Origin of the sequence: Sphingobacterium sp. WM, assembly GCF_029542465.1 — a bacterium.
Classification (GTDB): domain Bacteria; phylum Bacteroidota; class Bacteroidia; order Sphingobacteriales; family Sphingobacteriaceae; genus Sphingobacterium; species Sphingobacterium cellulitidis.
Map to the genome: position 1 here is coordinate 2,713,772 of NZ_CP120709.1, position 13,236 is coordinate 2,727,007.

Genomic DNA, 13,236 nt, shown 5'->3' on the forward strand with positions numbered 1-13,236 from the left:
TTATAAGATTAATAAAACCAAGACATGACCGAATTTCTACCTTTTCTTATTTCCTTATTTGTAGGAATTGGATTAGCCGCCGCTACAGGATTCAGGGTGTTTTTACCCATTTTCTTTTTAAGCTTGGGTTCCTACCTGGGCTGGATTCCTTTGGATCAAAGCTATGCTTGGATTGGTGGATTACCTGCTGTCATTGCAACCGGACTAGCCACCATCATTGAAATCCTGGCCTATTATATTCCTTTCGTCGATAATATATTGGATAGCATCACGGTGCCATTGGCAACCATTGCAGGTTCACTGTTGTTTGCTTCTCAGTTTACAGAGGTTAGCAATTGGATACAATGGTCTTTAGCGATTATTGCTGGCGGAGGTACCGCCGCAACCATAAGTTCTATTTTTGCAGGAACAAGGGCAGCCTCATCAGGGACAACAGCCGGAATAGCTAATCCTGCAATTTCCACCATTGAAACCATTGGCTCAACCATCATGAGTATTCTGGCTATTTTCTTACCTATTTTAGCAGGAATATGTGTTTTGGTAATCCTCTACCTTGCTTTTAAATTTGGAAAGAAACTCTTGGACAAAGTACGCAAGAAGCCCAAACAAAATAAATTTAAGGATTCAGCTTATTAACACGTCCTTCTAAATTTTCGGAAGCTGTTTTGATTGGTTGATACTGAACCCAACAATACGATATGAAGGGTAATAAAATGAATATGAGTCCCCCCCACCAGAAACCGGTAATATTTCCAATTATGATGCTGAGTAGAAAAATAATAACAGGATAAGCGAATAACAATACCCCAAATAAGAGCGAATCATAGAAAATGCTGTTCTCTGTTTTCTTTCTCACTTGTTTTTTCACTAGCTGATAGAACCAATTATGCGAATAATAACCAAGCAGTGCTGGAATTTTCATCCAGGACTTACTTTTTTGAACATCCTCTGTCCCTTCGATATAAGAGTTTAACATACTAGCGTCCATATCAGACCTTAATTGCCGAATAAGCTCTGTTGTATCAACATTGGAATTATTCAAATAATCGGTAGAATCAATTGGGTGTAAGGCTTCCAAATAAACAGCCTTTGGATTATCATCAAAAGAATTATAGCTGAGAATATAAGGTTGTACCTGAATAGGGACATCCATCTGAACCGCACGTTGAATAATAGAACTCAATCCGGTGGTCATAAAGGGTTTTAAGTCTAAATGATTTCGAGAAACACCCTCTGGAAATATGAGTAATTTCCTTCCCATCTTTAACTGACGGACACATTCATCATAGGTAAAAGCATTACTAATATCTGCATCTTCGTCATCATTCTTTTTATAGATGGGAAGCATAAAAAAGGTTCGCAATGCCCAATTTGCCAATGGCTTTGCAAAAATATCACCACGAGTCAGAAAACAGATTTCTGACGGTTGATGGACCGTTATTACCAAGGCATCAAAGAATGAGTTCGGATGATTGGAAACTATGACTGCAGGGTCATTGTTCTGCGCCAGATGCAAGTTTTTTAATTGCCATTCTGAAACATACCATTTCAAACCAAATTTGATAAAAGATCTTAGGACTGGGTAAAGCATAAATTAATATTCTCAATAATTAGAATTCAAATTTTCCTATAACAAAAAACACGCCTAATTTTAATAATATTTAATCTTCTTTCATGGATTCCGTGATCTTATGGATGTTTAAGCTATTCGCCATCGCACTAAATATCTTATAATAAGTGCCATGCCTATCAAATAAGGCTTCGTGGGTACCATCTTCCACTACCCTACCTTTTTCCATCACGATAATATGCTCGGCATCGATAATCTGAGAAATACTGTGTGAAACTATAATCACTGTCCTACCAACCTTGATTGCGTCCAGGCTATTTTTTATTTGTTCGGTAGCAATTGCATCCAGATTGGCTGTCGGTTCATCCAAAAATATAATTGGTGGATTTTTAAGAAACATTCGGGCAATGGCAATTCGCTGTTGTTGGCCGCCTGAAAGGAGATTCGCTTCCGAATTGTAGCCATCAGGAAGTTCCAAGATTTGTTCATGGATAGACGCTTTCTTTGCAGCTTCAATGATCTCTTCCATGCTCGCATTGATCTTGCCATACTTGATATTCTCAATAATGTTTCCTTTAAAAATATGATTCTTCTGTAGTACCAAGCCTATATTTTCTCGAAGGAAATCCGTATCATATTCCTTTAAATCAACTCCATCTAAATAAATTGCGCCTTCAGTAGGCTCGTAAAATTTATCCAAAAGGTTGATGATTGTACTTTTCCCTGCTCCAGACAATCCCACCAAGGCGGTGTTTTCATTTGGGCAGATCCGCATATTGATATCAAACAAAGCTTCATATCCGTTTGGATAACTGAAATTGACATTTTTGATTTCTATTAAACCCTTGATTTTATCAGGTCTGTACTTTCCTGTTGGTTCCTTCTGACCTTCATCTTCCAAAATCCCGAAAAAGCTCTCCGAGTAAATCAAGGCATCATTTACTTCATCATATATTCGATGTAGTTGGCGAATTGGGGCCGACACATTATTAAACAACATGATATGAAACATTATGGCACCTATGGACATCTGTCCGTTCAATACGAAATAGGCGGTCAAGATAATCACGATAACCACTCCTATTTGCTCAATGAACCCCTTTATGCTTTCGAAAATAAAAGATGTTTTCCGAGTCCTCATTTGGTTATCGGTCATATCAGATTGAATCTGCTGATGCTTTCTTGCTTCCGTTTTTTCGCGGACAAAAGATTTGATAACCGTTATGGAGTCAATAAGTTTAATCAACTGATTGCTTTTATCTTCACGGTATCGACGCATCTCCCTACGAAATCCCGATAGTCGTTTTGCTTGTAATTGGGAAACATAGAAATAGATGGGGATAATAAATAAGCCAACTAGACCTACATAAAAATTAGCTAGAAACATACATACCAAGGCGACAATGGCATTGGCAAATAGTGGAAGAATATCGATGAAGAAATTTTGAACCAAACGGGTAAGCGAGCTAATCCCGGCATCTATACGAGTCTGTAACTTCCCTGATTCGTTGATGCTGGAGGTATAAAATGCCATTCTATAGGTCAATATTCTATCGACTATAGCCTGCGAGAAATCACGGGCGATATTGATACGCAATTTCTCGCCGTAATATTTCTGTCCAAACTGAACGATGGAATAAACGATTTCCTTTCCTAATAGGATTGCAGATATAGTCCCCAACAGGTATAAACCCGTTCGAAGCGGCGTTTTATTGACCAAGAGGTCACTAATGGTATCGACTGTATATTTGAGGATAAAGGCATTGACCTGGGCAGCAAAAGAGCCAATAACGGTCAGGATAAGTGTATAAAAAATTAAGTTCTTATACGGTTTGGTAAAGGGTAATACTTTTTTAAAGAGTTGGGATATGGTCATAAATATTAAACTTTATTGCAACATAAAAGTTTAAGCCAATCCCAAATCTTAATATTTTACAGGATAGTTGGCAATAAAATCAAACTTATAATCCTTATGTTGCTTGAGACTATCAATTAGGTTGCTCAACAATTGTTGTCCCTTTTTATTTTGAAACATATCATCATGCATCAATAGCACAATGTTATTAGGTTTTAATGTAGATTTATTTCCTAGCATATTCCGAACACGACCATAAATCTCATCAACCGACTGAACAGGTTTTCCACTCAGGCCATTGATTTTCCATTCCATATCCCATCCATAGATCTTATACCCATTCACACCCAATAAATCTGCAGTTTGGCTACCAGAAGTTAAGTCCACCCGACGAACATCATCGAATAACCAAATATTTCTACCTGGCATACGAACGATTTTATGCTTTAAACCAAGATCGGTTTCACATTTTTCAAAATCTGCAACAGCCAAATCCGGGTTACTATAGAAAACATGGAATTTATTAGCCGCATGGGTAAAGCTATGGTTATAACAGTCCACAAGTGGATTATTCATATATTTTTCAAAATCACGCTTTAAACGCTTGCTCATGCCGGCATGTTTACCAACCAAGAAAGCAGAAATCTTAACGTTTTTCGAAGTAATAATAGAATCAATTGCCGAACTACCAATTAAAGGTCCATCATCAAAGGTCAAATAAATATGCTTATCCTTCTTGTTTAATTCTCTGTAGATAGAATCCCGCAGCGTTCTTTTCGCCTGTTTAGGATCAATTTTATTTAAGGAATCAACTTCAGGAAATTTTATTTTTCCTCTATTTAAGGAATCCAGCAAGTCCATTAATTTAACTGTATCTTTTTGAACTTCGGTTTTGCCCGCAGCCAATACATTCTCAGTCGAATCCGAAGAATTCGAAGAATTTGGTGACCCAACAATAGAATTACAGGAGTATACTGAAATTAGTGTGGAAATTGAGGCAATACCAACGACAATTGTCTTCTTCAACATAGCCTAAAAGGTGTCTTAATTTTTTTTCAAAAGTAAAAATATTTGTTGATAAAAGAAAGGGACCCCTCACCAAGGCCCCCTTCAATTTATCCCAATTTTATATGCTAATCATCGTAATGTCTTCCCTTTTTCCAACGCTTATCCATCTTCTTATGATACTTGTAATGCTCTTTCTGAGCTTTACGATAATGCTTGTCAGCTTTATGGTAATGTCTTCCACCGTCTCGGATTGCAACTTGAGAATAGTTTCTAGAATAACCATGATAACGATCATGATAATGTCTATGGTTTCTCCATGGTCTGGATTCATTGACTACAACTTTGTAGGTTCTATAAAAATCCCGGCCTCTGTATCTGCGAGGTATAGTCCTGTGAGACACCCAACTACGTCCATCGTAATAAGTATAATAACGATTTGACACATCATAATACATATCAAACTCTGGCATGTAATAGTACCTGGCGTAATCATAGCCAACTGGTCCCCAATTAGGTTGTAATCCAATATTCAGACTTACTCGAACCTGAGCTTCAGCCGGTTTAACAAATAGTAAACCTCCAAAAAACAATGCTGCGTAAATTAACTTTTTCATAATAATCTCCTTATATCGTTAGGACCCAATTGTCCGGTTATTTTTAATGTTCTGACAGCTATTTTGAGCGGAAGGATTAAACTGAAAATGTTAAAAAATGTAAATCATCTGCTACAGCACTCTAAATCAATCATTTAATTTTCATTTTAATGTCATTTTAAAATTTTTATTCTTTAATCGTATCGCTAAAAATACTCTACAATAGCTAATCCTTTCTATCAGCATTTTTGTTATCTTTGTCGCAATTTTAACAAAATAGAAATATGGCATTACAATGCGGGATAGTAGGCCTACCGAATGTAGGTAAATCGACCTTATTTAACTGTTTATCAAATGCAAAAGCGCAAGCAGCAAACTTTCCATTCTGTACAATTGAACCCAATGTAGGTGTAATCACTGTACCAGATGCTCGCTTGAACAAATTAGCCGAACTTGTAAATCCTCAACGTATCGTTCCTAATACCATCGAAATCGTAGATATCGCTGGATTGGTAAAAGGTGCTTCCAAAGGTGAAGGTTTAGGAAATCAGTTTTTAGGGAATATTCGTACTACTAATGCTATCATTCATGTTTTAAGATGTTTTGATGATGGTAATGTTATCCACGTAGATGGTTCAGTAGACCCTATTCGTGATAAAGAAATCATCGATACAGAATTGCAACTTAAAGATTTGGATACCGTAGTTAAACGTATTCAGAAGGTTGAAAAAATGGCTAAAACTGGTGGTGATAAAGATGCTAAGAAAACATTTGAAGTCCTTTCAGTAGTTAAGAACCATTTGGAATCCGGAAAATCAGCTCGTACAGCTCCTATTTCAGAAGAAGACTTTGAATTTATCGAAGACCTAACTCTTTTAACCATCAAACCTGTACTTTACGTTTGTAATGTGGATGAAGCTTCTGTAAATACAGGAAATGCTTATGTGGAGAAAGTAAGAGAAGCAGTAAAGGATGAAAATGCTGAGGTATTGGTAATTTCTGCTCAAATTGAATCTGAAATCGCGCAGTTGGAAGACTACGAAGAACGCAAAATGTTCTTGGAGGATTTAGGACTTGAAGAATCAGGTGTTCATAAATTAATCCGTGCTGCATATTCATTATTGGACTTGGCAACTTACTTCACTGCCGGTGTTCAGGAAGTTCGTGCATGGACGATTGAAAAAGGTTTCACCGCTCCTCAAGCAGCAGGTGTAATCCATACCGATTTTGAAAAAGGATTTATCCGTGCCGAGGTTATTAAATACAATGACTTTGTTCAATTCGGTTCAGAAGCAGCAGTAAAAGAAGCAGGTAAATTATCTGTAGAAGGAAAGACATATATCGTTGAAGATGGAGACATTATGCACTTCAGATTCAATGTGTAATTCAACTATAATTCAATAAAAAAAGCGACTTTATAGGTCGCTTTTTTTGTTGAATTATAGTTTAGTATTGAGATATGAGATTGGAGACTTGAGATAGAAACCTGGAAAAAATAATCTATAGAATTATGAGATAGAAAATTGGATAAAACTAATTTTAATAAGCTTTCTGCCTTTCCACTTTCTCAATTCTCACATCTCATATCTCACATCTTTCCTTACATCAACCTTTTTACAATTCTCAACTTATGTGTTGTTTGTTGCAGGTCATGATTGTAAATTCCTTCATTATCGATGGAGTCAATACGAACTTTCTCAACAACATGTAATATTTCCTCATCAGAGATTACAATTCCTAAATGGTCGACTTCGCCATTATCATTGATGAAAAATGCTAGGTCACCACCACGGATTTCGGAAATAAAATCCACAGATGTTCCAAGGCTTAAGATAGAATCAATATCCTTAGGGAGTTCAATCCCAAAATGACGGTAAAATAAGCCGCATAAGCCAATATTATCCAAACCATGAATGGTTCTCCCCTTATAGGAAAATGGAGTGTTTAAATAGGATGCTACAAAGTTTTCCAATTGTTCCCTATCTCGCTCCTCATCATATCCTTCCTGAGTATCCCGAAGATCTGATAAGATCTTATAGTTGTCTTCCGAAGTTACAATACTTTTATTCTCAGGGATCGGACTTCCATGATAGATCTGCATCGTTTTATTTTCACCAGCAACAGCATATCCACCAACCTCATCAATAATATAATCTGCAGGAATAACCTCCTCCACAAATTCATATTGACCATCCATTATCCAACCTTGAATTTCAGAATCTTGAATCTGAATGAATGCCCAAGATTTTTTCCTTTCTAATATTGTAAAAGCTTCCCCAAATAACAGTTCATAAACCCTGTTGGATGAAAACTTTGCTGTTTCCAATACCGAAATAGAACTCAATACGCAAATTCCTAATGCCATAAAATATGCTGTTTTAATAAAACAATTCAGCTAATTTAATCGTTTTTTAATATATTAGAGATACATAATAATCTAAATATCATGACTACAAAAAAGTTCAATCGAATATTATTAGCAATTGATGAGACTCCCTGTTCACGTCGTGCAATCGACTATGCTAGAGAAATTGTTGAAGAAATACATCCTGCACTTGCTTTAGTCACGGTAGTTCCACCGACTTCCCCTACTTCCTATGGTGTTGATCCTCTTTTAGGTCAGCAACCAATAATTGTTCCTGAAGTTTCTGAAATACAACAACAAGCTTCTCAGGATTTTCTGAATAGGCTTGCAACAGAATTTCAATCAGCCTCTGAAACCTTTACATTTAATCGTGTGGGTGATGTCAGAGATGAAATCCTGCAAGTCGCAAAAGAATGGACCGCAGATTTGATAATTATGGGAAATAACGGAAGAACTGGATTTGACCATTTCCTTTCAGGATCAGTTTCTGAAGCCTTAATTAGAAAAGCAACTTGCCCGGTCTTGGTAATTCCGTTAAATTGTGATTAAGCCTTCTTAAACTGAGCAACAAACATGGTATCTGCCTTTTTATCATATCCTATAATTGGATGTTGATCGATTAGCTGTAACCCTAATTCATCCGTGATATATTGGCAGATTTCTTCATTCTCAGCAGCAAAAACAGAACAGGTAATATACAATAAGGTCTTACCTGGTTTTAAATAAGGAACAACGTTCTTCACAATGTCCTTCTGTAAGCTACTGTATTTTTCAATCTCACTTTTGCTGAACTTCCAAAGCATTTCAGAGGTTCTACCCCAAGTTCCAGAACCCGAACATGGTGCATCCAGAATAATTCCATCAAAGGACTCCTCACCCATGATATTGCTAACAGACTTACTTAAATCTAAAATCTTCTTCCTGAAATAAGTCTTGACATTAGCTTTTTCAAATCTTTCATCTAAATTCCTTAGAATACTCAATCTAACATCAGATACCAATAATTTAATATTCGGTTCCTTATCCAGCAACAACAATGACTTACCTCCAGATGCTGCACAGCAATCCCACCAAGAAGATCTTTCTGGAACTACTAGATCATTTAAACTTTGTTGGGAAGACCAATCCTGAACCTCGTAGGTTCCATCCAATCCTTTTACCTGTTGAAGGTTGGTTCCGTTTTTTAAGGATAAGGTTTGTTCAGAGATCTCTTCAAAGGGAATAGAATTCTTCTCTAAGGTCTTGCGAACCTTGCTTTCCATTCCTTTTTGAATGCGGATATACAGATTTGGTTGAACGAAGTGAGATAAAATAAATGCGTTTTTATCGATTGTTGGAGATAAGTAATCAGCAAATGAAAAAACTTTTTCTAGGAACTTTCCATATTTGCTTTCAACTAACTCCACTTTTTCCTGAATTCCCAATCCTAGTTTATCTGCCCATTCAGGCATAAAAACTTCCACAACACCAGATTCGACCTCACATAGAAATTCCGCTATGGTTAACTTTTCAGTCGGTGTCAGAGAAACAAATGCTCTTCCTAATCTGAAAAAGTTATAGCAGAACCTAGAGTTCATCCTTCTATCGGATGAACCCATCTGTCTGTTATTCTTGTAAAATTGAGTTAAGAACCTAGAAAAAGGTTCTTTAAATTGATATTCGTTGATAGTACGTTCAAAGTTACGTACCTGTTGCTGAATTCTTTTGCTATTGACTTCCAATGCTTCTTATTGAAAAGAACCGTTGCGGTAGGTTCTAATTTTAACTGCTTGGTTTACATATCCCCAAGTTGGATTATAGTTAAACTGGTAATCACTAAAGATTCCAGAATACTTCTCATCAACTACCTTCTCAGCATAAGCTGAACCATACTTATTCAACAAGGTTGCAAAATATCTTCCTGCATCATATCCTTTGTAAGCAAAGTCTGAAGGATCAATCTTGAATGCTGATTTATAGTTACGTTGGAAATTCTGAACTTCTGTACTCCATACTTTTAGATGGCTTTCAGAACTAATCGTTGGATCCATACGGAAGAAGTTGTCATACGGTCTAAAGTCAACTTTCGACCAAAGTGGATGTCCATATAAACGAACAGAATATCCCTGACCAACTTTACTATCCAATGAGTTTACTAAAGAACGAAGTTGTGTTTTTTCAGTAGTACCTGAAATTACAAAAGCGGTTCCCATATCCGGAATGGTTTGACCTAATTGCGAAACCGAAGATACATGTACAATTTTCGCAGCAGGGTTAATCTTCTTGACTTCCTCATCAAATCCGGCGATGAAATTACGGTGATCGCTATCCCTAGCTTCAAAAACAATGATAACATCGGAATCCGTGTATCTCTTCATCATTTCTGCCGCAATAGCACGCATGTGAATACGAATTGGTGGAGTCAAAGAAACAAGATTAGCAATATTAAATTCCGTAGGCATAGTTGCAGCCAATGGATTCACTTGAAGAATCTTGTTGTTCTTATTTCCTTTCGCAAAGGATCTGATTTCTTTCGGATAGACAGGACCAACAATCAAGCTGGCGTTTTCAATCTCTTTGGACGCAGCGATAGAAAGATTTTTCATCTCATTATCCTGTGTGTCCATGACATGGATATTAAAGTCAGCAGTTTTTTTAGCCGCTTCATTAACCCCTAATTGAAAACCTTGGTAAAAGTCCAATGCTAAAGCAGAACGCTTCACATCAGCTTCAACCACATTTTGATTAGCAATCATATTCAGTTGAAAGGGTAAAAGCAGAGCAATATTTTTCGATTGATCTGCTGCTTTTACCGTTTCTTCCTTCTTGGCATCCTCTTTTTTCTCGGCTTCTGTTTTATTCCCAGCATCTTTTCCATTATTGCCATAAACATTTGGGTTCTTTAGAACTCCACCTGTCGTTTTTGGCGAACATGAACTCATCGCTAGAACAGCAGCCATGCAGAATGCTGCAAGGGTACCTCTATAAATGTTTTTCAAATTATTCCCACTCAATGGTTGCTGGTGGTTTTGAACTGATATCATATACGACTCTGTTGATTCCTTTGACATGATTAATAATCTCGTTTGAAATTTTAGCTAACAAATCATAAGGCAAATGAATCCAATCAGCGGTCATTCCGTCTAAGGAACCTACTGCTCTTAGTGCAACAACGTGTTCATAGGTACGCTCATCCCCCATTACACCAACTGATTGAACCGGCAAGAAAATAGTTCCTGCTTGCCAAACTTTATCATACCAACCCGATTCTTTCAGGTTACGAATGTAAATGTCATCAGCTTCTTGCAAAATCCGTACCTTTTCTTCTGTAATATCTCCTAAAATTCGAATTGCTAAACCTGGACCTGGAAATGGATGCCTTCCTAAGATAGCTGGATCTACTTCCAAGGACTTCCCAACTCGACGAACTTCATCCTTAAATAAAGTTTTTAATGGCTCTATTACCTTTAATTTCATGTAGTCAGGTAATCCACCTACATTATGGTGTGATTTGATAGTCGCAGATGGACCTTTAACCGATATCGACTCAATGATATCTGGATAAATAGTACCCTGTCCTAACCATTTTGCCTCAACACCTTCAGGTAATTCCTTTTGAATCTCTTTCGCTGCCTCATCAAATACATCAATAAAAGATGCACCAATGATTTTACGTTTTTGCTCTGGCTCAGAAACTCCAGCTAATCTAGAGTAGAAAAGATCCTTCGCATTTACTCCTTTGATATTTAATCCCATGTTTTGGTAAGATGCCAATACTTGCTCGTATTCATCCTTACGCAATAAACCGTGGTCAACAAAGAAACAGTGCAATTTATCTCCGATAGCATGGTGTAATAATACCGCAGCAACAGTGGAGTCAACTCCACCAGATAAAGCCATGATCACATGGTCATTTCCTAATTGCTCTTTTAATTCTGAAACAGTAGTATCAACAAATGCATCAGCTGTCCAATCTTGAGTACAACCACAAATATTAATAACAAAGTTTTTCAATAAAACCTGACCATCGGTACTATGGGTAACTTCTGGGTGAAATTGAATTCCGTATGTATTCGTACCTTCCACTTGATAAGCCGCAACGCGTACTTTATCTGTACTTGCAATAATCTTAAAATTTGCAGGAACCTCTTTAATGGTGTCTCCATGAGACATCCATACTTGAGATTGCGTAGGTATGCCTTTCAATAAATCATTCTCTTGATCTACAAACTGCAAATTAGCACGACCGTATTCACGAATTTCAGAAGGTAAAACCTCTCCATTAGAATTTTGGGCTATATATTGAGCGCCATAACAAACCCCTAACAATGGGAATTTTTCTTGAATAGATTTAAAGTCAACTTGAGGAGCGTCCTCTTGACGTACTGAATAAGGGGAACCTGAGAAAATCACTCCTTTTACTGAATTATCAAATTCAGGAAGGTTATTGAATGGATGAATTTCACAGTATACATTTAGCTCCCTAACGCGACGCGCAATTAACTGAGTATATTGCGATCCAAAATCGAGAATGATAATTTTTTCTGACATGGCGCAAAGTTACAAATCAATACCTAATTTATTAGAGGAAATATTAACTTATTGATGCAAAAAAGAAAGCAAACCCCTGAAAGAGGCTTGCTTTCCTTAAAAATCTTATTTTTTATTTGTGGAAAACAATCTTTCCACCGGCTATTTTCTTATCTCTTTTGTTCTTAGGGTTCCCATAAACATCAATTGTACCCCCAGCTCTGGTCTCAACATCAGCAGATTGTGAGGCATTAACCTCAGTCTTCCCACCAGCATTCACCCGCACATAAGCAATATCAGTTTTGAGATCCTTGCCATAAAAATTCCCACCAGCCGTTGTTCTCACATTTAATTTCGTAGCCGAACCTAATAAATCAATTGAGGACCCAGTATTTACTGTCGCATCTACTCCCACTGATTTAATCATAGCACGAATCTTCGCTCCCTCACTAGCAATAAAACTCATCGCCTCCTCTTCAATCGCTGACTCCTCTATATTGACTTCAGCACCTTTCTTCGCAACAATACTGGATAAGGATGGTGTATAAACAATCACATTCGCCTGATTCCCTTGCATAATATATCCGGCTTTCATCTTCAAGCGTAATTCGCCTTTTGAATAAACTGCCTCAACTTTATCCGCCAATTCTCCATTAATCTCAAGCTCATGTCGATCACTCGGAACGACACTCACCCAAAGTCTGTCTGTAACTTCTAAAACCGAAAACTCATTGATGCTCTGCTTAATCTGCGCATGCACCGAATGAACAATCAAACTTACTGCAAATAATAAAATGTATCTCATCTTCATAACGCTAATATAGATATTTACCTACCTAATAACGCTAATTCATCCGCAGTATACATATTGGCACCCTTTAAATATTTGTAAATTTTTTCTTTTGTGAATTTATCCGATAGTTTATAAAGGTTATTCATTACAAAATCCTTGTCTGACTCAATCTCATTATGATATCCTAAATACTTAGGAATATGATATTGAATACTCAAGCGGATAAATCTTAACTCTACATTATTAGGGTTTGATTTCAATTCTTTCTCAAGCATATTTCGACCATCCTTAAAATAACCCATCTTCTTGAAAGGGTTTGTAGTATGTTTGGCCATAAACATATGAAATGCAGCTGCATAGCCACGTTCAACCGGACTATCCGCTTTCTCTTCAAGCGCTTCTAGATGCTTTTTGCACAATTCCTCGTCCTTTACACCCTTATTAAAATCATTTCGAACGCTGTTCAAATCCAAATCCTGAGACCGTATCTCATTGGAAATCAATAGAACAAAGGCTAAAATCATTACTCTCATCATAATTACA

The 13,236-nt window shown here is 36.9% G+C and carries 13 protein-coding genes; 3 read left to right on the forward strand and 10 right to left on the reverse strand.

Features of this window, described 5'->3' with window-relative positions; genetic code table 11:
• Positions 1 to 24: 24 nt before the first annotated feature.
• Positions 25 to 636 (forward strand): DUF4126 domain-containing protein, encoded by a 612-nt coding sequence (locus PZ892_RS11600; RefSeq protein ID WP_277711304.1) that lies wholly within the window; start codon positions 25 to 27, stop codon positions 634 to 636.
• Here the strand turns inward: PZ892_RS11600 and PZ892_RS11605 are convergent.
• From PZ892_RS11605 to PZ892_RS11620, 4 genes are all read right to left on the reverse strand, one after another.
• The gene (locus PZ892_RS11605) at positions 617 to 1,591 is read right to left on the reverse strand and encodes a 1-acyl-sn-glycerol-3-phosphate acyltransferase (RefSeq protein ID WP_277711305.1); all 975 of its coding nucleotides are present in this window, start codon (positions 1,589 to 1,591) and stop codon (positions 617 to 619) included. The two genes, PZ892_RS11600 and PZ892_RS11605, sit on opposite strands and share 20 nt — an antisense overlap.
• Positions 1,592 to 1,661: 70 nt before the next feature.
• Positions 1,662 to 3,446, reverse strand: a complete 1,785-nt coding sequence (locus tag PZ892_RS11610; RefSeq protein ID WP_277711306.1) for an ABC transporter ATP-binding protein — start codon at positions 3,444 to 3,446, stop codon at positions 1,662 to 1,664.
• Between the two features lie 48 nt (positions 3,447 to 3,494).
• Positions 3,495 to 4,454, reverse strand: coding sequence for a polysaccharide deacetylase family protein (locus tag PZ892_RS11615; RefSeq protein WP_277711307.1), 960 nt, complete (start codon positions 4,452 to 4,454; stop codon positions 3,495 to 3,497).
• A gap of 104 nt (positions 4,455 to 4,558) precedes the next feature.
• Positions 4,559 to 5,047, reverse strand: coding sequence for a hypothetical protein (locus PZ892_RS11620; RefSeq protein WP_277711308.1), 489 nt, complete (start codon positions 5,045 to 5,047; stop codon positions 4,559 to 4,561).
• Positions 5,048 to 5,310: 263 nt separating this feature from the next.
• On the opposite strand from PZ892_RS11620, the gene ychF reads away from it, so the two are divergent.
• Positions 5,311 to 6,411 (forward strand): redox-regulated ATPase YchF, encoded by a 1,101-nt coding sequence (gene ychF, locus PZ892_RS11625; RefSeq protein ID WP_094255849.1) that lies wholly within the window; start codon positions 5,311 to 5,313, stop codon positions 6,409 to 6,411.
• A gap of 215 nt (positions 6,412 to 6,626) precedes the next feature.
• On the opposite strand, the gene PZ892_RS11630 is transcribed toward ychF, so the two are convergent.
• Positions 6,627 to 7,391 carry an NlpC/P60 family protein gene (locus PZ892_RS11630; RefSeq protein WP_277711309.1) on the reverse strand — a complete coding sequence of 255 codons (765 nt, stop codon included), beginning with the start codon at positions 7,389 to 7,391 and terminating at the stop codon, positions 6,627 to 6,629.
• An 81-nt stretch (positions 7,392 to 7,472) separates the two neighbouring features.
• Here PZ892_RS11630 and PZ892_RS11635 point away from each other — a divergent pair, with 81 nt between their 5' ends.
• Positions 7,473 to 7,940, forward strand: coding sequence for a universal stress protein (locus PZ892_RS11635; protein ID WP_094255851.1), 468 nt, complete (start codon positions 7,473 to 7,475; stop codon positions 7,938 to 7,940).
• Here the strand turns inward: PZ892_RS11635 and PZ892_RS11640 are convergent.
• The 5 genes from PZ892_RS11640 to PZ892_RS11660 all read right to left on the reverse strand — a co-directional run bounded on the left by PZ892_RS11640 (position 7,937) and on the right by PZ892_RS11660 (position 13,229).
• Positions 7,937 to 9,112 (reverse strand): RsmB/NOP family class I SAM-dependent RNA methyltransferase, encoded by a 1,176-nt coding sequence (locus PZ892_RS11640; protein WP_277711310.1) that lies wholly within the window; start codon positions 9,110 to 9,112, stop codon positions 7,937 to 7,939. The two genes, PZ892_RS11635 and PZ892_RS11640, sit on opposite strands and share 4 nt — an antisense overlap.
• A 6-nt stretch (positions 9,113 to 9,118) precedes the next feature.
• A complete protein-coding gene (locus tag PZ892_RS11645) occupies positions 9,119 to 10,441 on the reverse strand; it encodes a hypothetical protein (RefSeq protein ID WP_277711311.1) in 1,323 nt (440 codons plus the stop codon).
• A complete protein-coding gene (guaA, locus tag PZ892_RS11650) occupies positions 10,371 to 11,921 on the reverse strand; it encodes a glutamine-hydrolyzing GMP synthase (protein WP_277711312.1) in 1,551 nt (516 codons plus the stop codon). Before guaA ends, PZ892_RS11645 begins: the two co-directional genes overlap by 71 nt.
• A 112-nt stretch (positions 11,922 to 12,033) precedes the next feature.
• Positions 12,034 to 12,711 carry a DUF2807 domain-containing protein gene (locus PZ892_RS11655; protein ID WP_277711313.1) on the reverse strand — a complete coding sequence of 226 codons (678 nt, stop codon included), beginning with the start codon at positions 12,709 to 12,711 and terminating at the stop codon, positions 12,034 to 12,036.
• A 17-nt stretch (positions 12,712 to 12,728) separates the two neighbouring features.
• Positions 12,729 to 13,229 carry a hypothetical protein gene (locus tag PZ892_RS11660; RefSeq protein ID WP_277711314.1) on the reverse strand — a complete coding sequence of 167 codons (501 nt, stop codon included), beginning with the start codon at positions 13,227 to 13,229 and terminating at the stop codon, positions 12,729 to 12,731.
• Positions 13,230 to 13,236 lie beyond the last annotated feature (7 nt).

Excerpts from the sequence above, each read along its gene's own strand:
- PZ892_RS11600 (WP_277711304.1), top strand. The coding sequence starts at position 25 with ATGACCGAATTTCTACCTTTTCTTATTTCCTTATTTGTAGGAATTGGA.
- PZ892_RS11605 (WP_277711305.1), bottom strand. The coding sequence starts at position 1,591 with ATGCTTTACCCAGTCCTAAGATCTTTTATCAAATTTGGTTTGAAATGG.
- PZ892_RS11610 (WP_277711306.1), bottom strand. The coding sequence starts at position 3,446 with ATGACCATATCCCAACTCTTTAAAAAAGTATTACCCTTTACCAAACCG.
- PZ892_RS11615 (WP_277711307.1), bottom strand. The coding sequence starts at position 4,454 with ATGTTGAAGAAGACAATTGTCGTTGGTATTGCCTCAATTTCCACACTA.
- PZ892_RS11620 (WP_277711308.1), bottom strand. The coding sequence starts at position 5,047 with ATGAAAAAGTTAATTTACGCAGCATTGTTTTTTGGAGGTTTACTATTT.
- ychF (WP_094255849.1), top strand. The coding sequence starts at position 5,311 with ATGGCATTACAATGCGGGATAGTAGGCCTACCGAATGTAGGTAAATCG.
- PZ892_RS11630 (WP_277711309.1), bottom strand. The coding sequence starts at position 7,391 with ATGGCATTAGGAATTTGCGTATTGAGTTCTATTTCGGTATTGGAAACA.
- PZ892_RS11635 (WP_094255851.1), top strand. The coding sequence starts at position 7,473 with ATGACTACAAAAAAGTTCAATCGAATATTATTAGCAATTGATGAGACT.
- PZ892_RS11645 (WP_277711311.1), bottom strand. The coding sequence starts at position 10,441 with ATGTCAAAGGAATCAACAGAGTCGTATATGATATCAGTTCAAAACCAC.
- guaA (WP_277711312.1), bottom strand. The coding sequence starts at position 11,921 with ATGTCAGAAAAAATTATCATTCTCGATTTTGGATCGCAATATACTCAG.
- PZ892_RS11655 (WP_277711313.1), bottom strand. The coding sequence starts at position 12,711 with ATGAAGATGAGATACATTTTATTATTTGCAGTAAGTTTGATTGTTCAT.
- PZ892_RS11660 (WP_277711314.1), bottom strand. The coding sequence starts at position 13,229 with ATGATGAGAGTAATGATTTTAGCCTTTGTTCTATTGATTTCCAATGAG.